This window comes from Cryobacterium glaciale, assembly GCF_004402535.1.
GTDB classification, from domain to species: Bacteria; Actinomycetota; Actinomycetes; order Actinomycetales; family Microbacteriaceae; genus Cryobacterium; species Cryobacterium glaciale.
The window spans coordinates 36,438-59,534 of record NZ_SOEY01000006.1 but is presented as its reverse complement, the minus strand read 5'-3'; the positions used below and the strand labels follow the sequence as shown (position 1 = coordinate 59,534).

Sequence of the window (23,097 nt, the reverse complement as noted above, 5' to 3'; positions counted from 1 at the left end):
CGACGAATCAGGTCGCACGCGCCGGCATCGTCCCGGTGTCGCTAGCAGGGCTCAGCTTGCAGCCCCATCGTCCCGACTCCGGCGCAGGGCCAGAAAATTCTCGAGTTCCGCGGCGATTTCATCAGCCGATGGCAGTTCACCGGCTTCGTCGGTGAGGGGCGACCGCAGGGGGCTGCCTTCCATATAGGCGTCGTAGCGTTGTTCCAGGGTGCCGACGAGCTTGGCCAGTTCGGGGTTGCTCTGAACCTGATCGTCGATGCGCGCGACGAATTCGCGATTAGCCTCCCGCAGGCGATCAGTCGGAAAGATCAAACCCGTGGACGCGCTCGTGCTCTCGAGGGCGCTCAGTGCTGCTGCGGGAAACTCGGTGTCGCCCAGGTAGTGCGGAATGAGCAAAACGTATCCGACCGTCGACGCTCCTCGCTCCTGCAGGCGATATTCCAGCAGGTGCAGCACATTGGCGGCCACCTGCGTGTGCGGCCGCCACACCGATCGGTTCTCGATGAGATCGGAACGATTGCCGCTGACCGTCACACCGACCGGACGAGTGTGCGGCACTGGCATGGGAATGGCGTGCACCCAGGTGGTCGAGGCGACGGTGAATCTGTCGACGAGCCGCAGCATGGCCGCGGTGAACTGCTCCCAGCGGAAGTCCGGCTCGAAGCCGGTCAGGAACAGGAAGGGCTGCCCGATCTCATCGCGGGCCAGATACAGTCGCAGCGACGGCGGCTGGTAGTTGGTGAGGTGGTCCTGATCGAAGTAGATGATCGGGCGCCTGGCTCGATAGTCGAGCAGGGTGTCGGTGTCGAAGGACGCCACCACGGTGTGATCCAGCGTGGTCAGGAGGTAGTCGGTGAACTGCGCGACCGCACCGCCGGCATCCGCGAAGCCGGTCAGTCCCATGACCAGATGTAACCCTTGCGGGACGCCATCGGCGTCAGCGGTGAGTTCGTAGAGCTCCTCGGGGTCTGACATTCCTTAACTCTAATCCGGAGGCCTCATTCGTGTTGTGTTTACGGCCTTTCACCATCGCGCCCAGAGCGAACACGGCGAGCGACCTGCAGCGAACCGGCAACAACGGCCGCGGCTACCATCGATGTATGACTGTTCCCACACTGTCCCTGTCCACCGAGTCCGCGCGGGACTCCGCCGCCGACATTCTCATCCTCGCGTCGCTCCAAACGGATGACGGGACGCGCCTTCTCGCCGACGTAACGCTCGGTGAGGACCTCATCACGTCGGTAGCGGCTCAGCTGCCCCTTCTGAACGTGACCGGCGCCCGTGATGAGGTGGTGCGCCTGGTGGCTGCTGTCGGAACCCCCCGCAGTATTGCCATCGTCGGGCTCGGACGCCAGCTGAGCACCGATACTCTCCGCCACGCGGCCGGTTCAGCCGTTCGCCAGCTGACCGGTGCCGCCTCGGTCGCCTTCGCGGTTCCGCTGAACGACGCCGCGCAGGTGGAGGCTGTGCTCGAGGGTGCGGCCCTCGGCGGCTACTCCTACACGGCCTACCGGCATAGTTCCCTGGCCGACGCGAAGCTGCCGGCCCACAGCGTCGTCGTGCACAGCACGACACCGGCGGCATCCGCTGTGGACCGCGCCCTGGCCAGCGCCGAGGCGATCCGCCTGGTCAAGGATCTCGTGAATATGCCGCCGCTCGACCTCTACCCGGCGTCACTCGCCGACCTGGCGGCCCTGGCCGCGCGCGACCTGCCACTCGACGTGACCGTCTGGGACGAGCATCAGCTCGCCGCCGACGGGTTCGGCGGCATCGTCGGCGTCGGAGCCGGGTCCACCCGACCGCCGCGCCTGGTCAAGCTCAGCTACGCCCCGACCGGGGCCGCCAAGCACCTCGCCCTCGTCGGCAAGGGCATCACGTTCGACACCGGCGGGCTCTCTCTCAAGCCGCCGGCATCGATGGTCGGCATGAAATACGACATGACCGGTGCGGCCACGGTGCTCGCCGTGGTGGTCGCCGCCGCGCGGCTCCAGCTGCCGGTGCGGATCACCGCGTGGATGTGTATCGCCGAGAACATGCCGTCGGGTTCGGCTATTCGCCCCAACGACGTGCTGCGAATGCGCGGTGGCCGCACCGTCGAAGTGCTCAACACGGATGCCGAGGGTCGCCTGGTGCTCGCCGACGGCCTCGTCGCCGCGGCCGAAGAACACCCCGACGCCATCGTCGATGTCGCCACCCTCACCGGGGCCCAGGTGGTCGCCCTCGGCAACCGGTACTTCGGCGCGATGGGCGATGACGCTCTCGTGCAGCGGGTGCTCGCGGCCAGCGCCGCGGTCGGCGAGGCTGCCTGGCCGATGCCGTTCCCGGACGAGTTGCGCGCCACCCTCAATTCGGACGTCGCCGACATCGCCAACGCGAAGATCGGCAGCACAGCGGGCGGAATGCTCCTCGCAGGGGTCTTTCTGCGGGAATTCATCGGAACCGATGCCGCCGGGCAGACGATTCCCTGGGCTCACCTCGACATCGCCGGGCCGGCCCAACACGACGGTGCCGGGTGGGGATTCACCGCAGCCGGACCGACCGGGGTTTCCGTGCGGGCGCTGCTTCGACTGGCCGAGGACTTTTCACGCCCGTAGTACAGTCGTAGGGGCAAGAAAAGCTTGTCAAACCACGCGGCCGATCAGCACAATCTGTCGGTCGTCGTGACAGAGCGTAATGCGCGAGGGAGTAGCTGAGTGTCGGAACAGAATTTTGACATTGTCGTTCTCGGTGGCGGAAGCGGTGGATACGCAGCAGCGCTGCGGGCCGTGCAGCTGGGATTCACCGTTGGCCTGATCGAGAAGGGCAAACTCGGCGGCACCTGCCTGCACGTCGGTTGTATCCCGACCAAGGCCCTCCTGCACTCGGCCGAGGTCGCCGACGTCAGCCGGGAAGCCGCCAAATACGGCGTCAAGACGGCGTTCGAGGGCATCGACATCGCTGCCGTCACCGCGTTCCGCGAGGGAATCGTGGCGAGCAAGTACAAGGGACTGCAGGGTCTGATCAAGGCTCGCGGTATCACCGTGATCACGGGTGAAGGCCACCTGGTCTCCCCCACTTCCGTTCAGGTCGGCGACGACCTGATCGTCGGCAAGAACGTGATCCTGGCCACGGGTTCCTACTCTCGCTCGCTGCCCGGGCTCGAGATCGGCGGCCGCGTCATCACGAGCGAGACCGCACTCGCCCTGGACTACGTTCCGAAGAAGGTCGCCGTGCTCGGCGGCGGAGTCATCGGCGTCGAGTTCGCGAGCGTCTGGAAGTCCTTCGGCGCCGACGTCACGATCATTGAAGCCCTGCCGCACCTCGTGCCCAACGAGGAAGAGTCGATTTCCAAGCAGCTCGAGCGCGCGTTCCGCAAGCGCGGTATCGAGTATTCCCTCGGCATCCGCTTTCAGAGTGTCACGCAGTCCGACACTGGCGTTGTCGTCACCCTTGAGAACGGTGCGACCGTTGAGGCCGATCTCCTGCTCGTGGCCGTCGGCCGCGGCCCGGTCACGGCCGGTCTCGGCTTCGACGAGGTCGGAGTCACCATGGACCGCGGGTTCGTCATCACCGACGAGCGCCTGGCCACGAATATCCCCGGTGTCTACGCCGTGGGCGACATCGTTCCCGGACTGCAGCTCGCGCACCGCGGTTTTCAGCAGGGCATCTTCGTCGCCGAAGAAATCGCCGGGCTGAACCCGATCATCGTCGAGGACGTGAACATCCCCAAGGTCACCTACTGTGACCCCGAAGTCGCTTCCGTCGGTTACAGCGAAGCCAAGGCCGCCGACAAGTTCGGTGCCGACCAGATTTCCACCTACGAGTACAACCTCGGCGGAAACGGCAAGAGCTCCATTCTCGGCACCGCCGGTTCGGTCAAGCTCGTGCGGGTCAAGGACGGCCCCATCGTGGGCATCCACATGATCGGCGCTCGCGTCGGCGAGCTCATCGGCGAAGGCCAGCTCGTGGTGAACTGGGAAGCGTACCCGGAGGACATCGCTCCGTTCCTGCACGCCCACCCGACGCAGAATGAAGCGATGGGTGAGGCCTTTCTGGCCCTCGCCGGTAAACCGCTTCACGCGATGTAGGCGGATCCCACCATTTTCATCCAATTTTTAGACAAGCAAACGGTTTTGAAGGAGACATACGCATGAGCGAATCCGTCAGCCTCCCGGCACTCGGAGAGAGTGTCACAGAGGGCACGGTCACCCGCTGGCTCAAGAACGTGGGCGACCGCGTGGAGGTCGACGAGCCGTTGCTCGAGGTATCGACCGACAAGGTGGACACGGAAATCCCGTCCCCGGTCGCCGGCATCATTGAAGCCATCCTGGTGCAGGAAGACGAGACCGTCGAGGTCGGCACCCCGCTCGTCACCATTGGTGATGGATCCGGCGCTGCCGCACCCGCAACTGAGGCACCCGCAGCTGAGGCACCCGCAGCTGAGGCGCCCGAACCGGTGGCGGCACCTGAGCCCGTCGCGGCACCGGTGGCGGCACCTGAGCCCGTCGCGGCGCCCGTCGCTGCTCCGGCACCGGTGGCAGCACCTGAGCCCGTCGCGGCGCCCGTCGCTGCTCTGGCACCGGCCGCCCCCGCCCCCGCTGCCGTCGCGCCCGTCGCTGCTCCGGCACCGGCTGCCGCCGCCCCCGCAGCTCGTGGCTCCCATGCGGGAACCAGTGGTTACGTCACCCCGATCGTGCGCAAGCTCGCCAACGAAGCCGGCGTCGACCTGTCGACGATCAGCGGCACCGGAGTGGGCGGACGAATCCGCAAGGAAGACATCGTGCAGGCCGCCACGTCTGTCGGCGCGTCCGCGGCTGCCCCCGTGGTCGAGGTATCGCCGTTGCGCGGCACCACCCAGCCCATGTCGCGCCTGCGCAAGGTCGTCGCCGAGCGTGCTGTCATCTCGATGCAGTCATCCGCTCAGCTCACCACCGTGGTCGAGGTCGATGTGACCCGCGTCGCGATGCTGCGTGACCGGGTCAAGGGCGCATTTTCCGAGAAGACCGGCAACAAGCTTTCCTTCCTGCCGTTCTTCGCTCTCGCTGCCGCCGAGGCACTTCGTGCCATCCCGATCGTGAATGCCACCATCGAGGGCGACACGATTGTGTACCCGGCCCAGGAGAACATCAGCATCGCTGTCGACACCGAGCGCGGACTGCTGACCCCGGTCGTGCGCAACGCCGGGGAGCTCGATCTGGCCGGTTTCGCCGCCCAGATCGCCGACCTCGCCGCTCGCACCCGGGACAACAAGCTCAAGCCCGACGAACTCAGTGGCGGAACGTTCACGCTGACCAACACCGGTTCGCGCGGCGCCCTGTTCGACACGCCCGTCGTCTTCCTGCCGCAGAGCGCCATTCTCGGCACCGGCATCGTCTACAAGAAGCCGCTCGTCGTTACCAACGACGGCCTCGACTCAATCGCGATCCGGTCCAGTGTGTATCTCGCGCTGTCCTACGATCACCGCATCATCGACGGTGCGGATGCAGCCCGCTTCCTCACCACGATGAAGGCACGGCTCGAGGCCGGTGCGTTCGAGGCCAACCTCGGCATCTGACCGGCCCGAACGTTCGGCTGGCTGATTCAGTAATCGAAAATCTCACGAAGACGCCAGCCGCCCTCGCCCTTGACCACAAGGACCGAGGCCGGCTGGCTTTTTTCTTCCCCTGGCGGCGGGGTCAAGGCGACGACGGCCAGGTCGCCGATTCGTTCCGCAAGCGACGGCACAAAGATCACGTAGTCAGCCAGGTCCCCGCCGGATCCGCCCTGCTGGCGGTCGCGCGCGTCGTAGCTGTCGAGCGCCAGCAGGGACGAACCGGTCTGATCCACGTCGACCAGACAGACCAGGGACGCGGCCGCCAGACAGGATGCCCGGCGGGCCAGCAGCGCCACGACCGCCGCCACCGGGTCATCGCCCGCTATCGCCGTCTGGTTCTCGTCGGCAGAGCGATCAACGCTGGATGGCCGGTCGCCTGGGGCTGCAGTGGTGCCGGCCGCGCCCGCGCCATCCGCTGCTGCATCGGCTGGTTCGGGTGCTATCGGTATCGCATCGGCGCCGACCGAGCCGCCTGCACCTTCAGTGCGGACCGGCCCGGAATCACCGGCACGCCCGGATACCGGGAACAGAGTCAAGACGAGCACGAGCATGCCGGCGCCGCCGAGCGCCGCCACCAGCAACGGGCGCCGGTGCCCGTGCACTCGTTTGCGCAGCGCGTGTCCGGCCGCTGTGAGCGGATGCGAGTCGACCACCGCGGCAACCACCAACCCGACCATCGAGTTCACCGTGGTTCCGAGTGCCTGATCGAGCCGCGCCTTCGGCTGCAGCGTCCGCAGGGTGTCCCCGCGGCGCCCGGGGACCGGGCGGAGGGCCCCCGCAAGGCGTCCGCCACGAGCTCGCGGCCGCCCACTGTCGCTCTCGCTCTCGTTCTCGTTCTCGATCTCGATTCTGAAACCGTTCGTGAAACCAGTATCGACATCGGTGTCGGCTCCGATTCCTTCGTCGAAATCGCCGCGATCGTCGGTGGGATCGGCAGCGAATTCCGGTTCTTCGTCAATCACCATCTGGTCGACCCGGCCCGACCAGAGCGGAGAGTTCCCGAGCCCAGAAACCCGGAGCCGGACACTGTCAACGAGCCGGGAACCCGTGTCCCGCGAGGGTGCGGTGAGGACGAGCGCGTTCGCGCCGGTCGCCAGAGGAAAGCCTCGAAGCGGTTCGGCGTCAGCCCAATCGAAAACATCGTGCTCGAGTGTTTCCAGGATCGAGGCCAGGGGCGCCCCGTTGCTGGCTCGCCCGGCCCTGGTCGGAATCTCGAGAGGGTTCACGGCGGCCCGGAATCGGCGCAGGAGCGCGGCCCCGCTGGCGCGGTACGAATCCGCCGCATCGAGGGCGTCCCAGAGGCTTTCCATGACGAGGCCCAGGCGTTCGTAGTCGGCCCGGAGCAGCCGCATCCGCTCCCCCGGAGGGTCGCCGAGCTGCGAGACTGCACCGAAACCGGTCAGCACTGCGCGACCATTCGCATCGAGCAGGATGGTGGCCTGGCTCATGCCGCCGTGCGCGAACCCGGCCGCGTGCATGGACCTCAGCGCCACGGTGACCGGTGCCAGAACTGTCACGACCTCCCCGGGTGACAGCCGCGGGGTGTCGACGAGGTACCTGGCCAGGGATCCCCCGGCGAGTCGTTCCAGGACCAGACAGATTCGACCATCACCGAGCTGTGCGACGTCGAGCAAGTGCACGAGCCCGGGAGCTGCCGGCGACGTGAGCACGGCGATGTCGAGCTCAATGCTCGCTGCCGCGGTGTCGGCACGAAAGATTTTCAGCGCGACCGCGTTTCCGCTTGCGGAATGCCCCAGGTAAACCGTGGCTCTATCCCCGCTGCCGAGCAAGCGAATCACCCGATGTCCGGCGACGACCGCTTCAGTCTGTATCGTGGCCGGAGTGGTGCGCTCAGAGTCCGCCGGGGGTGGGGTGTACTGGCCGCGGCGGGGACGAAGCCAGGCCGTATCGTCGACCGAGGCCACTGGCTGTTCAGCGCGTCGTTTCACACGACCATGATCGGGCAGGGCCCTCCCCAACTGGCTCGTGCACCCCGCATTCGTGCAGAACAAGCGGCGCGCTCCGCGGTGGAGGAGTCGCGGCATCCGCCAGCGGCCGGCCCGCGCTGACAGTGCCCCTCCGGCCAAGTCTGCCCCTAGACTGGGTAGATGCTCGACTTTGTCGTCGCGGGGCTAAGCGCCAACTCCGTGCCGTATGTTGAGGGCCTTGAGCTCCAACGCGCAGTCCATCGTTCCGTCGTCGCCAGAGAGCGCCCGGACACCGTCCTCCTGCTGGAGCATCCGGCCGTGTATACCGCCGGAAAACGCACCCTGCCCGAGGAACGCCCGATTGATGACACGCCGGTCATCGACGTCGACCGAGGTGGGAAAATCACCTGGCACGGCCCCGGGCAATTGGTCGGCTACCCCATCCTGCACCTGCAGGAACCCGTCGACGTCGTCGGCTACGTTCGATCCCTCGAAGGCATCCTGATCGAGGTCCTGATCGAATTTGGCATCGATGCCGTTCGGGTGCCCGGACGCTCCGGGGTGTGGGTCGGGGAGGCCGGACACGAAGACAAGATCGCCGCCATCGGCATTCGGGTCGCCCAGGGCGTGACCATGCACGGTTTCGCCCTCAACTGCAGCAACTCGCTCGAGCCGTACTCCCGCATCATCGCCTGCGGAATCCGCGATGCCGGGGTGACCACGATGTCACGCGTGCTCGGGCGGGCCGTCGATCCCGGCGAGTTGATCAACCCCATCACCGAAGCGTTCCGACGCACGCCGGGCCTGAATCCGGCCGCGAAACCCCCCGCCCGCCTCGAGACCGTCAGGACGAACGCATGAGCGCAGTACCCGAAGGTCGCAAACTCCTGCGACTGGAAATTCGCAACGCGGAAACGCCGATCGAACGCAAGCCTGCCTGGATCAAGACGGTTGCCAGGATGGGGCCCGAGTACCAGAAGCTTCAGAGTCTGGTCAAGACCGAGAACCTGCACACCGTGTGCCAGGAGGCCGGCTGCCCGAACATCTTCGAGTGTTGGGAAGACCGCGAAGCAACCTTCCTGATCGGCGGCTCGCAGTGCACAAGGCGGTGCGACTTCTGCCAGATCGACACCGGGAAACCGGCCGAATACGACACCGACGAACCGCGCCGCGTCGGCGAATCCGTGGTGACCATGAACCTGCGTTACGCCACGGTGACCGGGGTGGCCCGCGACGACCTGCCCGATGAGGGCGCCTGGTTGTATGCCGAAACGATTCGCCAGATTCACCAGCAGAGCCCCGGCACCGGCGTCGAGATTCTCGTGCCGGACTTCTCCGGTAATCCGGAGCACCTCGCCCAGGTCTTCGACGCCAAACCGGAGGTTTTCGCCCACAACGTGGAGACCGTGCCGCGCATCTTCAAGCGCATCCGCCCGGCATTCCGGTATGACCGGTCGCTCGACGTACTCACCCAGGGCCGCAACGCCGGCCTGATCACCAAGTCCAACCTGATTCTCGGTATGGGAGAGGAGCGCGCGGAGATCACCCAGGCGCTGCACGACCTGTACGAGGCCGGAACCGACATCATCACCATCACGCAGTACCTGCGTCCGAGTGCCCGGCACCTGCCGGTGGCCCGCTGGGTGCGTCCGGAAGAATTCGTAGAGCTCAACGAAGAAGCCAAAGAGATCGGCTTTCTGGGCGTTCTCTCCGGTCCGCTGGTGCGCTCCTCCTATCGTGCGGGGCGCCTGTGGGCACAGTCCATGGTCGCGACGGGCCGGGCGATTCCGCCCGAACTGCGCCAACTGGCGGATGCCCAGCTCGGGTTTGCGCAGGCCGTCTCATGATGCGAGAGCACATGCGAATTCGGTCACGCAGCATTCGAGTGACTGGGTAGTCTTATACCCATGGCACGCAGCAAGGAAAAGACCCCCAAAAAAGCAAAACAGCCCGGCCGCTTGAAGCAAATGTGGCAGGTTTTCCAGATGACGAGACGCTATGACTCGAATATCGTCTGGATTCTGGTTTTGGCCTTCCTCATCCCCGTTCTGATCAGCCTGGCCCTGGCCCTGCTGATCCCGGGCAGCAACGTCTTCACGATGGTGCTCTGGATCGTTGCCGGCGTGCTCGCCGGCATTCTGGCGATGCTCATCATCCTCGGTCGACGTGCCGAGAAAGCCGCGTATTCACAGATCGAGGGCCAGCCTGGCGCCGTGGGGGCGGTGTTGCGCAGCTCGCTCAAGCGTGGCTGGGTGGGCAGTGAGATGCCGGTGGCCGTCAACGGCAAGACGCAGGATGCGGTCTACCGTGCGGTCGGTCGCGGCGGCGTCGTGCTGATCAGCGAGGGTCCCAAGACGCGCACGGCCCGCATGCTCGACGAAGAGAAGCGCAAAATCGTGCGCATCGGCGGCAACGTCGGCGTGACGGTAATCTCCGTCGGACCCGACGAGGACGCCGTGCCGCTGCACAAGCTGGCACGCCGCCTGACCAGGATCAAGCCCACCCTGACAAAGGCCGAGGTGCTCGCCGTGAACAACCGCCTCAACTCCATGGGCACCAAACTTCCGATCCCCAAGGGCGTCGACCCGATGAAGGCCCGCCCGCAGCGCGGCTGACACCACTCAGATCAGAATGACACAGGGCCGGACGCAATGTCCGGCCCTCTGTCATTCTGGCGTCCGCTCTACGCGCGAATCCCTACCGGCGAATAAGAGCCGTTCCGGCAATCTTGTCGTGGAAGCCGCGCTGGTCGGAATCCCAGACCAGGGCGGGAAGCGCAATGCCCAGCAGCAGGGAGCGCACGACCGGACGCCAGAGGCCGACCCATCCGCCATGGATGGAAATGATGCGTAGTCCCACCAGCCGATGGCCGATGCTGGCGCCGAGCGTGGGAATGAAGATTATCTGCAGAACCACGAAAATGATCAGGTTGGCGGCCGGGTCGTAATTGAAGAAGATGGCAGAGACACCGATGGCGATCGCCCAGTCAATGGCGAAGCCGAGCAGGCGTCTGCCAGGACGGCCGATGGAACTGGGCCCGGTCTGGGGTAATCCGAGGCGCTCCCCCGGCCATTTACTGGGAGGAAGTTGACCAAAAGTGTTCGGGCGGGGGTTGGAGTCTGGCACCCGATGAGTCTACCGACGGGGCTTCCCTGTAACATGGGCGAAACATAAGCGTCACGGACCAGTAACGCAGCGCTACTAATCTCAATGAAGCCGATGTGTCCGATTCGGCCGTTTCCACGCCCTCGTCGTCTGGAGTTAATCCGCATGTTCCGCGATTCGTCCGAAGTGCTTAAATTCATCAAAGACACGGACGTCAAGTTTCTTGACATCCGTTTCACCGATCTCCCTGGTGTGCAGCAGCACTTCAACATTCCGGCATCCACCGTCGATGAAGAATTCTTCACCGTTGGCCAAATGTTCGATGGTTCCTCGATCCGCGGGTTCGCGTCGATCCACGAATCCGACATGCAACTCATCCCCGACGTCTCAACGGCGTACATCGACGCTTTCCGCACCGAGCGCACCCTGATCATGCTGTTCGACATCTACAACCCGCGCAACGGCGAGATTTACTCCAAGGACCCGCGCCAGGTAGCCAAGAAGGCTGAGAAGTACCTCGCCTCCACCGGCATCGGCGACACCGCGTTCTTCGGTTCCGAAGCGGAGTTCTACATCTTCGACGACGTGCGCTACGAAGTGAACCAGCACACGAGCTTCTACTCCGTGGACTCCAGCGAAGGCGCCTGGAATTCCGGCAAGAAGGAAGAAGGCGGAAACCTCGCCAACAAGACGCCGTTCAAGGGCGGCTACTTTCCGGTCAGCCCGGTCGACCAGCACGTCGACATGCGCGACGACATCTGCCTCAAGCTCATCGAAGCTGGCCTCATCCTCGAACGCAGCCACCACGAGGTCGGTACCGGCGGCCAGGGCGAGATCAACTACAAGTTCGACACCATGGTGCACGCCGCCGATGACCTGCTGAAGTTCAAGTACATCGTCAAGAACACGGCGCACGACTGGGGCAAGACGGCGACCTTCATGCCCAAGCCGCTGTTCGGCGACAACGGCTCCGGAATGCACACGCACCAGTCCCTGTGGGCCGACGGCAAGCCGTTGTTCTACGATGAGGCCGGCTATGGCGGGCTGTCCGACGTGGCCCGCTGGTACATCGGAGGCCTGCTCAAGCACGCGCCGGCCGTCCTCGCCTTCACAAACCCCACGGTCAACTCCTACCACCGTCTCGTCCCCGGCTTCGAAGCCCCGGTCAACCTGGTCTACTCGGCCGGTAACCGTTCGGCGTCGATCCGCATCCCGATCACCGGAACCAACCCGAAGGCCAAGCGCCTCGAGTTCCGGGCTCCCGACGCGTCCGGTAACCCGTACCTCGCCTTCGCCGCGCAGCTCATGGCCGGCCTCGACGGTATCAAGAACCGCATCGAGCCGCACGAGCCCGTCGACAAGGACCTGTACGAGCTGCCGCCCGAGGAAGCCAAGAACATCCCCCAGGTTCCCGCGTCACTCGAGGAGGCCCTGCAGGCCCTCGAAGCCGACCACGACTTCCTGCTCGCCGGAAACGTGTTCACGCCGGAACTCATCGAGACCTGGATCGAGTACAAGCGCGAAAACGAGATCAAGCCGCTCGCCCAGCGTCCGCACCCGTTCGAGTTCGAGCTCTACTACGGCGTCTAAGCAGTAACAAAGCAGCAGTAGCAAAGCAGGAAAGGGACCGCATCTTCGGATGCGGTCCCTTTCTCGTTGCGGCAGGCGCGGCGACCGACCCGGTCAGCCTACGGTGGGGCCTGGCCGTTCCACGGGGCCGTAGAAGAGGCGCTCGAACACGGCGCGGGAGCGTCGGGTCACGGCGAGGTAATCGTCCTCGAGCTGGTTTCCCGACCCTGGAGGGTATTCCATGACCCGAGCGATGCCCTCGAGGGCCGCACGATCGGTCGGCAACACGTTCGAGGTGTGGTTCGTCCACAGTGTGATGGCGGAGCGGGCGCGGGACGCGAAGATCCACGCGCTGCGCAACACCGCGGCATCCGCTGCCGGTATCAGTCCGGCACTGACCGCTTCAGCCAACGCCGACAGCGTCGACGTGGTGCGCAGCGCCGGAATCGCCGCCGCGTACTGGAGCTGCAGCAACTGCACCAGCCACTCCACGTCGCTGAGCGAGCCGCGCCCCAGCTTGAGGTGCCGGTTCGGGTCCGCGGCCTGCGGCAGACGCTCGTTCTCCACCCGAGCCTTGATGCGGCGAACCTCCCGCACGGCCTGCTCGCTGATCGCGGTCGGGTACCGCACCTCGTCGGCGACGGCGTCGAAGTCGCGTAATAACGTGGCATCGCCGGCCACACCGCGTCCGCGGAGCAGCGCCTGGGCCTCCCAGGTCAGCGACCAGCGGCGGTAGTAGGCCTGGTAGGACTCCAGGGATCGCACCACCGGCCCGTTGCTGCCTTCTGGCCGCAGCCCGATGTCCAGATCGAGCGGCAACCGATTGTCTTCGGTGAGCCGGTTGAGTTCCCGCACGATATAGCGGGCCCGTTCGATGGCCGCTTCACCCTCGAGGGTACCCGCCCGGAACACGTACATGACGTCGGCGTCGGAGCCGAATCCGAGCTCGGCTCCGCCGAATCGACCCATCCCGATCACGCCGAATTCAATTCCGTCGCCGTCGGACCTGCCGGGGTCGGCCGCGCCGTCGCGAGCCGCCTCGGCAGCACTCTGAACGGGCAGGTCTCCCCCACGGATTGCGGCGATGACGCCCTGAATGTAGGTCGCGTTGACATCGGTCAGGCCCTGGCCGAGCTGGTCGAGGTCGATCTGGCCGAGCAACGAGGCGAAGGCCAGCCGAAGCATTTCGCGGCGGCGGGCCGCGCGCAGAATCGTCGCGGCGGCGTCCGGACTTTCATGCCGACCCAGCACCGCCCGGGCTTCGTCCTGTAGCGCCTTGAGCGGCCGGGGCTGAAGGTCGGCCTCGTCTTCGAGCCAGGCGACCGCTTCGGGAATCTTCTCCAGGAGCTCGCCGATGTACCGGCTTCCGGACAGTACCCGGGTCAGACGCTCGGCGGCACCCGAGGAATCCCGCAGCATGCGCAGAAACCAGTAGGTCGAACCGAGGTTGTCGCTCAATCGTCGGAAAGCCAGAAAACCGTAGTCGGGGTCTGCCCCTTGGGACAGCCACTGTAACAACACGGGCAGCAGGTGCCGCTGGATGGCCGCGCGCCGGGAGACTCCGCCGGAGAGGGCAGCGATGTGCGCGAGCGCACCCTTGGTATTGAGAAAACCGATCGCCGCCAGGCGGGCCTCCGCCTGCGCACTCGTCAGGTTCAGGCCTTCCGCAGGCAGCGACGCCACCGCCGACAGCAAGGGCCGGTAGAACAGCCGCTCGTGCAGGCCACGCACCCGCTGTTTCGTCTCGGACCAGCGGATGGTCAGCCCGGCAGCGCTCGTGGCCAGACCGGTCGACCGGGCCAGCACCCGCAGCTGAGCTTCGTCACGCGGAACGAGGTGGGTGCGGCGTAGTTTCTGCAACTGCAGCCGATGTTCCATCAGCCGGAGCATGCGATAGTCCTGGGCGAATTCGGTGGCTTCCGCCCGGCCGACATACCCGGCCGTGGCCAGGGCGGTCAGCGCCGGGAGCGTGCCGGCCTGGCGAACGTCCGCGTCGGTCTGGCCGTGCACCAGCTGGAGCAGCTGTACCGTGAACTCGATGTCGCGCAGCCCGCCAGGGCCGAGCTTGAGCTGCACATCGACCTCGTCGTCGGGGATGTTGTCGGTGACCCGCTCCCGCATCCGCTGTACTGATTCGACGAAATTCTCTCGGCTGGCGCTGCTCCAGACCTTGGGCGTGACCGCGTCGATGTAGCGGGCGCCGAGTTCACGGTCACCCGCCAGGGTGCGGGCCTTGAGCAGGGCCTGGAACTCCCAACTCTTGGCCCAGCGGTCGTAGTAGGCCAGGTGCGATTCGATCGAACGTACGAGGGCGCCGCTCTTGCCTTCCGGGCGCAGGTTGGGGTCAACCTCCCACAGTTCCGGTTCAATCCCGGATTCCCCCAGGCCCCGCATGATCAGCACGGCGAGTCGGGTGGCGATTTCAACGGCACGGGAGCTTTCCAGACCGGCCGTCTCGTCGCCATCCGCGACGAAGATGACGTCGACGTCGCTTACATAGTTCAGCTCGCTCGCGCCGGCCTTGCCCATTCCGATAACGGCGAGGCGCGTGGCGCGGACCTGGTCGGTCGGAAAGACACCCCGCCCAGCTGTCTCTCCGCTCGACATGGTGCGGGCAACAGCGAGGGCGGCCTCAAGCGCCGCGGTGGCCAGATCGGACAGGGTGCGGGCTACGCCGTCGAGACCGGCCACCGGGTCGGCTTGCTCGAGGTCGAAGGCTGCGAGCTGCGCTAGCCGCCGGCGGTACCGAACCCGCAGGGCGACCCAGGCCTCATCATCGATCAGGAGCGAGAAGCCATCGACCGCGCCGACCGCATCAAGCAGGTCGTGCACCAGATCGTGGACGCTCGGGAGTACGTCCAGCGGGGTCGCCAGCACCGGTAATTCTTCGGGGTGCCGGAGGAAGAATTCGGTGAGCCCGCTCGACGCCCCGAGAACTTTTAGCAGTCGCCCAGCCGCCGCGGACGACTGGAGGAGTGCGAACACTTCAGCTGACCCCTGTCGCAACAAGGCGACCAGGGCGACGAGCGCGGCATCCGGGCTGGCCGTTGCTGTGAGCAGTGGCAACAGCGCCTGGGTGTCGGTCAACCGACCGGCCGGACGGGTGCCGCTGGGCGGGCCATCCGCCCCGAGCTGGGCGACCTCGTCGAGGCGCCCATGCACCTCGGCGAGATCAACGAATCCGACCCGAACAAGTTCGGTCAGGGTCAAGTGCAAACGCTCCATCGCGGGTGGTTCCTTCGATCATCGACACCTATGAGGAGTTAGAGCAACTCCGAGGAGTTAGAGCATCTCCAGGTTCTTCTGCAGTTCGAACGGGGTGACCTGCGACCGGTAATCGCGCCATTCCTGCCGCTTGTTCAGCAGGACATAGTTGAAGACCTGTTCGCCGAGGGTCTCGGCGACGAGCTCGGACTCCTCCATGAACTGGATGGCGTGGTCGAGGCTGGCCGGCAGCTGCGTGTAGCCCAGCGCACGACGTTCGGTGTCGCTGAGGCTCCACACGTTGTCTTCGGCCTCCGGCGGCAGTTCATAGCCCTCTTCGATGCCCTTGAGGCCGGCGGCCAGCATGAGCGAATACGCGAGGTAAGGGTTGGCCGCCGAGTCAATGGCACGGTACTCCACCCGGGCGCTCTGGCCTTTGTTGGGCTTGTAGAGCGGCACGCGCACCAATGCTGAACGGTTGTTGTGACCCCAACAAACGAAGCTCGGAGCTTCGTCGCCGCCCCAAAGCCGTTTGTACGAGTTGACGAACTGGTTGGTCACGGCGGTGATCTCCGGGGCGTGCTTGAGCAGCCCGGCGATGAACTGGCGGCCGATCTTGGAAAGCTGGTATTTGGCACCGGCCTCATAGAAGGCGTTCGCGTCGCCCTCGAACAGCGACATGTGGGTGTGCATACCGGATCCCGGGTGCTCAGACATGGGCTTGGGCATGAACGTCGCGTAGACGCCCTGCTCGATCGCGACTTCCTTGACCACGGTTCGGAAGGTCATGATGTTGTCGGCGGTAGTCAGTGCGTCGGCGTAGCGCAGGTCGATCTCGTTCTGGCCGGGACCGGCCTCGTGGTGGCTGAATTCCACGGAAATTCCGAGGTCTTCGAGCATACGCACGGAGCGACGACGAAAGTCGTGGGCGGTTCCGCCGGGAACGTTGTCGAAGTAGCCGGCCGAATCGACCGGAATCGGTCCGTTCTTGCCATATTTCGACGACTTGAGAAGGTAGAACTCCACCTCGGGGTGGGTGTAGAACGTGAAACCGCGGTCGGCAGCCTTCGCGAGCGTGCGCTTGAGCACGTTGCGCGGGTCGGCAACCGCGGGCTGGCCGTCGGGAGTGGTGATGTCGCAGAACATGCGAGCAGTCGGATCGACTTCACCGCGCCAGGGCAGAATCTGGAAGGTGGTGGGATCCGGGTGGGCCAGCACATCCGCTTCGAAGGAACGGGTGAGGCCCTCGATGGCGGAGCCGTCGAAACCGAGGCCTTCGTTGAAGGCACCTTCGACCTCGGCCGGTGCGATGGCGACCGATTTCAGGGTGCCGACGACGTCGGTGAACCAGAGTCGAACGAACTTGATTCCCCGTTCCTCGATGGTCCGAAGAACGAAGTCGCGCTGCTTGTCCATTCACGCTCTTTCTGATTGCTCCAACAGGTACGTATACAAATAGCCACTGTCCTACATAGCTACTGTCTAGGCTACTGGCTCCCGGCACGATTGCTTGCCTGACTACACTTGTCGCATGCCAGAGTTGAGCGCACCCGAGCCCAAGCCAACGGAATCTCCCGCGGATGCCGCGGTACAGCATCCCTATGGCGCGGCTGCCGGGCCCAAACGGGTACGGACCCGCCACTTTCAGACCGCCAAGTTGCAGGGGATCCCCATTACGGGCCTGACCAGCTACGACATGCTCACCGCCCAAATTTTCGACGAGGCCGGGATCGACTTTCTGCTGGTGGGGGATTCAGCCGGCAACAACGTCTTCGGGTACGAGACCACCCTTCCGGTTACCGTCGACGAGCTCATCCCGCTCACCCGGGCCGTTGCTCGTGCGGTCACCCGAGCCCTGGTCGTGGCCGATATGCCGTTCGGTTCGTACGAAAGTGGTCCGGACCAGGCCCTGGCCACGGCCGTGCGGTTCATGAAGGAGGCCCAAGCGCACGCGGTGAAGCTCGAGGGCGGCCGCCGTAGCCACAAGCAGATCCGGCAAATCATCTCGGCCGGCATCCCCGTGATGGGCCACGTCGGCTTCACTCCACAGAGCGAACACGGCCTCGGCGGCCATATCATCCAGGGCCGCGGGGACGCAGCCGAGGAACTCATCGCCGATGCTCTCGCCGTGCAGGATGCCGGGGCCTTTGCCGTCGTGCTGGAGATGGTGCCGGCGGCCGTCGCAGCTCGCGTGACGGAACGGTTGTCGATCCCCACCATCGGTGTCGGGGCTGGCCCCTCTGTTGACGGCCAGCTGCTCGTGTGGACCGACTTCGCCGGGATGAGCAGCGGGCGGGTGCCTAAATTCGTGCGCCAGTACGCCGACCTGCGCACGGTACTGACGGATGCTGTGCAGCGGTTCACCGCGGATGTCGTCTCCGGAGCCTACCCGGCTCCGGAACACAGCTACGAGTAGAACCTGCAGGGTCCGGACGGATCAGCGGGCGTCGCGGGCGTCGTCTTCCGACCATTTCGCGCTGTTCGCGCGCAGCTTCTCCAAAGCATGGGCTGCCTCGTCGCGCGTCGCGAACGGCCCCACGCGATCCAGCGATGCCGACTGCAAGCCGTGCTCCACTTCACCGGTGCGCATGTTGTACCAGAATGCGTGTTCTTTGTCCTCGGCCATAAGCTTGATCCTATGCCTAAGGATTCTATCGGTCACCTCATTCCGGGAACGGTGTCATCGACCCGTTCCGTCCCCTCCCACATCGTTCGCCCCGAGTACGTGGGCAAGAAAGGGCCGACCGCCTTCACCGGCTCTGACGTCTATTCGGCCGAGAAGATCGAGCTCATTCGCGAGTCCGGCCGCATCGCCGCCCAGGCCATCGCCGCTGTCGGCCGGGCCATCGTTCCCGGCGTCACCACCGAGGAACTCGACCAGATCGGGCACGACTTCATGCTGGCGAACGACGCCTACCCGTCGACCCTCGGCTACCGCGGCTACCCCAAATCGCTCTGCAGCTCGGTCAATGAGGTCATCTGCCACGGAATCCCCGACAACACGGTGCTGGACAACGGCGATATCGTCAACATCGACATCACGGCCTATAAGAACGGCGTGCACGGCGACACCAACGTCACGTTCATCGTTGGCGAAGCCAGCGACGAGGTGACTCTGTTGGTCGAACGAACCAGGGAGGCTCTCGCCCGCGGGATCAAGGCCGTCGCCCCGGGGCGCCAGGTCAATGTGATTGGACGCACCATCGAGTCCTACGCTAAACGCTTCAACTACGGCGTCATCCGCGACTACACCGGCCACGGCGTCGGCGAGGCGTTTCACTCCGGACTCATCATTCCGCATTACGACGCGCCGCAGTACGACACGGTCATGGAGGTCGGGATGGTCTTCACCATCGAGCCGATGTTGACCCTCGGAACCAGCGACTGGGACATCTGGAGCGATGACTGGACCGTGCTCACCCGTGACCGAAGCATCACCGCACAGTTTGAACACACTCTCGTCGTGACCGAGCGCGGCGCCGAGATCCTGACCCTCGCCTGACCGACTTTTTCGAACGGCTCGGCCTCGGCTTCACAGAGAGAGAATAAGCACATGACTGCAACGACGGCAATCGGTATCGACATCGGCGGTACCGGAATCAAAGGTGCGGTGGTCGACCTCACGACCGGTGCGCTCCTCTCCGACCGGGTCAAGCTGCCCACGCCGAAGGGCGGCCGCCCGCAGGACATTATCGAGGCCACCCGCACCCTGCTCGCCACTATCTCCAAAGACGTCGACAAACTGCCGGTCGGCGTCTGCTTTCCCGCCGTCGTGAAAAACGGGCACACCATGTCGGCAGCGAACGTGTCGTCGAAGTGGATCGGCTTGGCCGCCGAAGCGCTGTTCGAAAAAGGACTCGGGCTGCCGATTCATTTCGTCAACGATGCGGATGCTGCCGGTTACGCCGAATCACAGTTCGGTGCTGCGCAAGGAGTGGCCGGCGTCGTCCTGCTGACCACCCTCGGCACCGGAATCGGTTCGGCGCTGCTCAACGACGGTGTGCTCGTGCCCAACACGGAATTGGGCCACCTTCAGATCGACGGCTACGATTATGAGACCCGCGCGGCCTACTCGGCCAAGGAGCGTGAGGACCTCAGCTGGGACAAATGGGCTGCCCGCCTGCAGAAGTACTACTCAACGCTGGAATTGCTCTTCTCCCCCGACCTGTTCATCGTCGGCGGCGGGGTATCCAAGCACCACGAAAACTTTCTGCCCCTGCTCAACCTGAAGACGCGAATCATTCCCGCTGTGCACCGCAACAACGCCGGAATTCTCGGCGCGGCAGCGTTGGCAGCCCGGTTTTCCAGCTAGCATCGGCCGGGATCGCACCCTGACAGTACCGGTGCGGCACCGAAACCTGCGGGGGCGATGGGGTGGAATGGGCCAGCTAGTACGCCGGGTTCTGTCCAGGTGTTTGCACACCGTCGACGGCCATCTATCTCGTGACTACGTTGCCGCAGCCCTCTAGCGGTCTACCCGAAAGCTCGGCGAGCCGCCTCAACGCTTTCTGTCTGACCTTGCTCCGGACGAGGTTTACCAAGCCGACCAGGTCACCCTAGCCTCTGGTGGTCTCTTACACCACCGTTTCACCCTTACCTCCGACGCCGTTCCCGAAGGCTCGACACCGAAGGCGGTCTACTTTCTGTGGCACTGTCTCGCGGGTTGCCCCGGGTGGGTGTTACCCACCATCCTGCTCTGTGGAGCCCGGACGTTCCTCGGCACCCGCTTGCTCCGAAAACCAAACGAATGACGCGACCGTCTTGCCGACCCATTCCGAGAATCCAGCCTACAGTGCGGTTGGGCCCGCACCGGACCCGGGCTAGATTCCGGACTCGTCGGTGCGCACCAGCACCGCACCACAGTCGGGGCAGAAGATGACCTCGTCGATCGGTGCCTGGCGGGCATCGGCGAGGTCGCTCCCGGTCAGTGTCATCGTGCATCCGCTGCAGGTGCGGGCCCGCAGCAGGGCCGCAGCGTTTCCGTGGCCGGTAATGCGCAGGCGCTCGTACAGGGCGGCGAGGTCATCGGGGATAGTAGCGGCCACCGTGGCACGGTCTCGGGTCAGTTCACCGAGCTGGCGGGTCAGGTCGACGAGCACCTCATCGCGCGCTGTCTCAGTAGCGGTCACCCGCTCCGCGATGGCGTCGCGTTCCTTCTGCACCACGGCAACGGCCGCCTCGTGCTCTTCCTGACGTTCCAGGACGGCGATCTCAATCTCTTCCAGGTCGAAGAGACGCTTTTTGAGCGAGGCGATTTCGGAGTCCAAGGCCTGGATGTCCTTGATCGACGAGGTGTGTTGCAGGCGGTCGCTGTCGCGGGCGATGCGCTTCTCGACGACCTCGACGTCGCTCTCGATGCGTCCCAGTTCGGTGCGAACATCGTCGAGCTCGCCCGATCGACCGAGCAGTTTCATCCGGCTGGCTTCGGCCTCACGATTAAGCGCGGCCAGCTCGGTGTGTTGCACGAGCGACTTTGACTGGTGGCTGAGTTGAAGAACCTTGATGTCCAGAGCCTGAAGCCGCAGAAGTTCCTTCTGCTCGAGTGGTGATGCCTTCACGATGTCCTGACCTAACGCTGGAAATGAGATGTGGTGCGGAAAAATGGGGTGAATCGGAGATTAGTGCACAACGGCGAAGGACCACGGATCGGAGTTCAGATCGCTGACCGTGACGAGAATCCCCGGCAGGGCTGCGCGCAACTGCGCGGCCGCCGGTTCCAGCCACAGCCATTCGCTCGCCCAGTGCGACACATCCATGAGAGCGGGGCCGCCGGCACAGAGCGCCTGCTCGCGCGCTTCAGAGGCCGGGTGGTGGCGCAGGTCGGAGGTGATATAGACATCCGCTGCCAGGACCCTCGGCTGTCGAAGAAGCGAATCCCCAGCGCCGCCGCACAGCGCGACGGTCGTGACAGGTGCGGAATAATCACCCGCGACCCGCACCCCCGACGCCGTGGCCGGCAGCAGGGCCAGCAGAGCGTGTGCGAGGTGTCCGAGGGTCGTCGGGTGCGGAAGTCGGCCGACCCGGCCGATACCCGTACCGGGCAGCGCGTTGTCCGTGATGGGGGTCGTGTCGACCAGACCGAGCCGAGTGGCGATGATGTCGGAGACCCCGTCAGCGACGACGTCGGCATTCGTGTGAGCTGACAGCAGAGCGCACTGGGCGCGGATCAGGCGACTGAGCAGTGCACCCTTGTAGCGGTCCTCGGCGACGCTCGTCACACCGCGAAGCAGCAGGGGGTGATGCGTCAGGAGCAGGTCGGAACCGGACGCGATGGCCTCATCGACCGTCGCGGCGACGGCGTCAACAGCCAGATGGATGCTGCGCACCGGTCGCGACGGATCGCCGCTGACCAGGCCAGGGGCGTCCCAATCCTGCGCACCGTCGAGGGGCCACAGGGTGTGGGCGACGCGGGTGACGTCGGTTAGCGAGAATGACACTCCTTCAGCCTACCGGGAGACCGAGGGCGGAGCTTCGTCGGACACGGCGCAAGCCGATGCGCCGTGTCCGCCGAAAATGCGGTCAGTAGTCGAAATCGTCGAACTGCGCGACAGCCGACTCCTCACGGGTCCAGGCGGCGGGAATCATGGCACCGGTTTGGGCCTTACGGTGCAGAAAGTCGGTGGTCTCCGGTTCGACAAGTTCGGGTGACAGGCTATCCGCGGTCACGCTGACCAGCTGGCTGGCCGAACCGATCAAAAACTGGGCCCGCAGTAAGTTCCCGTCGTCGCCCATCACGGGAATGTCCACGACGTCTACCTGGCGTCGGTTACACAGCGCCTCGGCGTAGAGCAGCACAGCATCAGCCAGATCGCTGCCGGTTATTACTGAACCGCCCGGGTGAAATATGCGTTTCATGATCGCCCCTCGAAAGCTCGGAAAAGTCACGTGCTACCAGGGTCCGGGGTCGCCGAGGCCAGTATATCCCCCGTCTACCCCAAGACGGTGGAATCTCGGCTATCTCGCATGTTGAACCGTGTCAGTGGAGCGGGCCGAACCCGAGACGCTAAAGAGTGAGCGTGCGATTCACGATGCGTTCGGCAACGTCGGCCAGCGGAAGGCCATTGTCTCTAGCGTATTCACGAATCCTGTCGAAGGCATCGCCCATGTGCACGCCGTGGGTGTAGGCCACCACGCCCTTGGCCTGCTCGATCAAAACCCGGCTGCTGAGTGCGTGTTGGAGTTGCTGTCGAACAATGTCGCTCTCGCGGATAGCGCGCTCCTGCAGGATGCCGATGGTCGCGACATCGGCCAGGGCCTGCACCGTGTTGGTGTCCCCCGTGCTGAGTCCCCCGGTGCGATCCCAGAACAGGTTGAGGGAACCGATCGTCGTGGTGCGCAGCCGCAGGGGTACGGCGTGCATGGAGGCGAAGCCCTGGGCGAGGGCACCTGCCCGAAACTTGGGCCATTTGTCACCGGTGACTTCGATATCGGGAATGGCTACCGCCTGGCCCGTCGTGAAGCTCTCCACGCAGGGGCCGCTGCCAGCGCGCAGCTGAAGGATCTCGACGAGGCGGCTGCGCTCATTGGTGGAAGCTACAACCTCTAATTCGCCGTCGCCCGCCGACAGGATGATACCCGCCGCGGAAGCCTCGAGCAGGGCGGCGCATTTCTCGACCAGCGTGTGCAGCAGGTCGACGACATCGTAGTCGGCGACGAGAGTATCGGCCAGGGTAACGAAGGTCTCGACGAGTTGACCTTCCCGGGTTTTTGTCACCATAA

20 protein-coding genes and 1 other RNA gene are annotated in these 23,097 nt (G+C 65.0%); 10 read left to right on the top strand and 11 right to left on the bottom strand.

Annotated features, from left to right (window positions below):
* Positions 1 to 51: 51 nt before the first annotated feature.
* A complete protein-coding gene (locus E3O06_RS02015; RefSeq protein ID WP_134501360.1) occupies positions 52 to 975 on the bottom strand; it encodes a proteasome assembly chaperone family protein in 924 nt (307 codons plus the stop codon).
* 125 nt (positions 976 to 1,100) lie between these two features.
* Here E3O06_RS02015 and E3O06_RS02010 point away from each other — a divergent pair, with 125 nt between their 5' ends.
* The 3 genes from E3O06_RS02010 to E3O06_RS02000 all read left to right on the top strand — a co-directional run bounded on the left by E3O06_RS02010 (position 1,101) and on the right by E3O06_RS02000 (position 5,533).
* Positions 1,101 to 2,594 (top strand): leucyl aminopeptidase, encoded by a 1,494-nt coding sequence (locus tag E3O06_RS02010; RefSeq protein WP_134501359.1) that lies wholly within the window; start codon positions 1,101 to 1,103, stop codon positions 2,592 to 2,594.
* 99 nt (positions 2,595 to 2,693) lie between these two features.
* On the top strand, positions 2,694 to 4,067 hold the full coding sequence (lpdA, locus tag E3O06_RS02005; RefSeq protein ID WP_134501358.1) for a dihydrolipoyl dehydrogenase: 1,374 nt from the start codon (positions 2,694 to 2,696) through the stop codon (positions 4,065 to 4,067).
* 62 nt (positions 4,068 to 4,129) lie between these two features.
* The gene (locus E3O06_RS02000) at positions 4,130 to 5,533 is read left to right on the top strand and encodes a 2-oxo acid dehydrogenase subunit E2 (protein WP_134501357.1); all 1,404 of its coding nucleotides are present in this window, start codon (positions 4,130 to 4,132) and stop codon (positions 5,531 to 5,533) included.
* 26 nt (positions 5,534 to 5,559) lie between these two features.
* On the opposite strand, the gene E3O06_RS01995 is transcribed toward E3O06_RS02000, so the two are convergent.
* Entirely contained in the window at positions 5,560 to 7,521 is a 1,962-nt protein-coding gene (locus E3O06_RS01995) for a protein kinase domain-containing protein (protein WP_166788070.1), read from the bottom strand.
* 159 nt (positions 7,522 to 7,680) lie between these two features.
* Between E3O06_RS01995 and lipB the strand changes: the two genes are divergently transcribed.
* From lipB to E3O06_RS01980, 3 genes are read left to right on the top strand one after another with little or no spacing between them, the layout of a single operon-like run.
* Positions 7,681 to 8,361 (top strand): lipoyl(octanoyl) transferase LipB, encoded by a 681-nt coding sequence (gene lipB, locus E3O06_RS01990; RefSeq protein WP_134501355.1) that lies wholly within the window; start codon positions 7,681 to 7,683, stop codon positions 8,359 to 8,361.
* Positions 8,358 to 9,347 carry a lipoyl synthase gene (lipA, locus tag E3O06_RS01985; RefSeq protein ID WP_134501354.1) on the top strand — a complete coding sequence of 330 codons (990 nt, stop codon included), beginning with the start codon at positions 8,358 to 8,360 and terminating at the stop codon, positions 9,345 to 9,347. Before lipB ends, lipA begins: the two co-directional genes overlap by 4 nt.
* Positions 9,348 to 9,407: 60 nt before the next feature.
* Positions 9,408 to 10,115, top strand: coding sequence for a DUF4191 domain-containing protein (locus E3O06_RS01980; RefSeq protein ID WP_134501353.1), 708 nt, complete (start codon positions 9,408 to 9,410; stop codon positions 10,113 to 10,115).
* Between the two features lie 82 nt (positions 10,116 to 10,197).
* Here E3O06_RS01980 and E3O06_RS01975 read toward each other — a convergent pair whose 3' ends face one another.
* Positions 10,198 to 10,626, bottom strand: coding sequence for an RDD family protein (locus E3O06_RS01975; protein ID WP_134501352.1), 429 nt, complete (start codon positions 10,624 to 10,626; stop codon positions 10,198 to 10,200).
* Positions 10,627 to 10,770: 144 nt separating this feature from the next.
* On the opposite strand from E3O06_RS01975, the gene glnA reads away from it, so the two are divergent.
* Positions 10,771 to 12,195 carry a type I glutamate--ammonia ligase gene (gene glnA, locus E3O06_RS01970; protein ID WP_134501351.1) on the top strand — a complete coding sequence of 475 codons (1,425 nt, stop codon included), beginning with the start codon at positions 10,771 to 10,773 and terminating at the stop codon, positions 12,193 to 12,195.
* A 93-nt stretch (positions 12,196 to 12,288) separates the two neighbouring features.
* On the opposite strand, the gene E3O06_RS01965 is transcribed toward glnA, so the two are convergent.
* Together E3O06_RS01965 and E3O06_RS01960 are read right to left on the bottom strand one after the other, a co-directional pair.
* Complete coding sequence (locus tag E3O06_RS01965; protein WP_134501350.1) at positions 12,289 to 15,399, bottom strand: bifunctional [glutamine synthetase] adenylyltransferase/[glutamine synthetase]-adenylyl-L-tyrosine phosphorylase; 3,111 nt, start codon at positions 15,397 to 15,399, stop codon at positions 12,289 to 12,291.
* Positions 15,400 to 15,456: 57 nt separating this feature from the next.
* Positions 15,457 to 16,794 (bottom strand): glutamine synthetase family protein, encoded by a 1,338-nt coding sequence (locus tag E3O06_RS01960; protein ID WP_092108031.1) that lies wholly within the window; start codon positions 16,792 to 16,794, stop codon positions 15,457 to 15,459.
* 115 nt (positions 16,795 to 16,909) lie between these two features.
* Here E3O06_RS01960 and panB point away from each other — a divergent pair, with 115 nt between their 5' ends.
* Complete coding sequence (gene panB, locus E3O06_RS01955) at positions 16,910 to 17,794, top strand: 3-methyl-2-oxobutanoate hydroxymethyltransferase (protein ID WP_134501349.1); 885 nt, start codon at positions 16,910 to 16,912, stop codon at positions 17,792 to 17,794.
* A 21-nt stretch (positions 17,795 to 17,815) separates the two neighbouring features.
* Here panB and E3O06_RS01950 read toward each other — a convergent pair whose 3' ends face one another.
* Positions 17,816 to 18,004 carry an SPOR domain-containing protein gene (locus E3O06_RS01950; protein WP_092108035.1) on the bottom strand — a complete coding sequence of 63 codons (189 nt, stop codon included), beginning with the start codon at positions 18,002 to 18,004 and terminating at the stop codon, positions 17,816 to 17,818.
* Positions 18,005 to 18,016: 12 nt separating this feature from the next.
* Here E3O06_RS01950 and map point away from each other — a divergent pair, with 12 nt between their 5' ends.
* Both map and ppgK read left to right on the top strand, forming a co-directional pair.
* Entirely contained in the window at positions 18,017 to 18,880 is an 864-nt protein-coding gene (gene map / locus E3O06_RS01945) for a type I methionyl aminopeptidase (RefSeq protein WP_134501348.1), read from the top strand.
* Positions 18,881 to 18,931: 51 nt separating this feature from the next.
* Positions 18,932 to 19,690: a polyphosphate--glucose phosphotransferase gene (ppgK, locus tag E3O06_RS01940; RefSeq protein WP_134501347.1), complete on the top strand. Its 759-nt coding sequence runs from the start codon at positions 18,932 to 18,934 to the stop codon at positions 19,688 to 19,690.
* Between the two features lie 64 nt (positions 19,691 to 19,754).
* Here the strand turns inward: ppgK and rnpB are convergent.
* The 5 genes from rnpB to E3O06_RS01915 form a co-directional block, all read right to left on the bottom strand.
* Positions 19,755 to 20,150: RNase P RNA component class A (rnpB, locus tag E3O06_RS01935), an RNA gene on the bottom strand.
* A 48-nt stretch (positions 20,151 to 20,198) separates the two neighbouring features.
* Positions 20,199 to 20,936 carry a zinc ribbon domain-containing protein gene (locus tag E3O06_RS01930; RefSeq protein ID WP_134501346.1) on the bottom strand — a complete coding sequence of 246 codons (738 nt, stop codon included), beginning with the start codon at positions 20,934 to 20,936 and terminating at the stop codon, positions 20,199 to 20,201.
* A gap of 60 nt (positions 20,937 to 20,996) precedes the next feature.
* The gene (locus tag E3O06_RS01925) at positions 20,997 to 21,815 is read right to left on the bottom strand and encodes a Nif3-like dinuclear metal center hexameric protein (RefSeq protein WP_134501345.1); all 819 of its coding nucleotides are present in this window, start codon (positions 21,813 to 21,815) and stop codon (positions 20,997 to 20,999) included.
* Positions 21,816 to 21,897: 82 nt separating this feature from the next.
* Complete coding sequence (locus E3O06_RS01920) at positions 21,898 to 22,233, bottom strand: hypothetical protein (protein WP_134501344.1); 336 nt, start codon at positions 22,231 to 22,233, stop codon at positions 21,898 to 21,900.
* A 148-nt stretch (positions 22,234 to 22,381) separates the two neighbouring features.
* Positions 22,382 to 23,095: a GAF and ANTAR domain-containing protein gene (locus E3O06_RS01915; RefSeq protein ID WP_174843195.1), complete on the bottom strand. Its 714-nt coding sequence runs from the start codon at positions 23,093 to 23,095 to the stop codon at positions 22,382 to 22,384.
* Between the last annotated feature and the right edge of the window lie 2 nt (positions 23,096 to 23,097).

Coding starts and splice junctions, on each gene's coding strand:
- E3O06_RS02015 (WP_134501360.1), bottom strand. CDS start 975: ATGTCAGACCCCGAGGAGCTCTACGAACTCACCGCTGACGCCGATGGC.
- E3O06_RS02010 (WP_134501359.1), top strand. CDS start 1,101: ATGACTGTTCCCACACTGTCCCTGTCCACCGAGTCCGCGCGGGACTCC.
- E3O06_RS02000 (WP_134501357.1), top strand. CDS start 4,130: ATGAGCGAATCCGTCAGCCTCCCGGCACTCGGAGAGAGTGTCACAGAG.
- lipB (WP_134501355.1), top strand. CDS start 7,681: ATGCTCGACTTTGTCGTCGCGGGGCTAAGCGCCAACTCCGTGCCGTAT.
- lipA (WP_134501354.1), top strand. CDS start 8,358: ATGAGCGCAGTACCCGAAGGTCGCAAACTCCTGCGACTGGAAATTCGC.
- E3O06_RS01980 (WP_134501353.1), top strand. CDS start 9,408: ATGGCACGCAGCAAGGAAAAGACCCCCAAAAAAGCAAAACAGCCCGGC.
- glnA (WP_134501351.1), top strand. CDS start 10,771: ATGTTCCGCGATTCGTCCGAAGTGCTTAAATTCATCAAAGACACGGAC.
- E3O06_RS01965 (WP_134501350.1), bottom strand. CDS start 15,399: ATGGAGCGTTTGCACTTGACCCTGACCGAACTTGTTCGGGTCGGATTC.
- E3O06_RS01960 (WP_092108031.1), bottom strand. CDS start 16,794: ATGGACAAGCAGCGCGACTTCGTTCTTCGGACCATCGAGGAACGGGGA.
- panB (WP_134501349.1), top strand. CDS start 16,910: ATGCCAGAGTTGAGCGCACCCGAGCCCAAGCCAACGGAATCTCCCGCG.
- E3O06_RS01950 (WP_092108035.1), bottom strand. CDS start 18,004: ATGGCCGAGGACAAAGAACACGCATTCTGGTACAACATGCGCACCGGT.
- map (WP_134501348.1), top strand. CDS start 18,017: ATGCCTAAGGATTCTATCGGTCACCTCATTCCGGGAACGGTGTCATCG.
- ppgK (WP_134501347.1), top strand. CDS start 18,932: ATGACTGCAACGACGGCAATCGGTATCGACATCGGCGGTACCGGAATC.
- E3O06_RS01920 (WP_134501344.1), bottom strand. CDS start 22,233: ATGAAACGCATATTTCACCCGGGCGGTTCAGTAATAACCGGCAGCGAT.
- E3O06_RS01915 (WP_174843195.1), bottom strand. CDS start 23,095: ATGGTGACAAAAACCCGGGAAGGTCAACTCGTCGAGACCTTCGTTACC.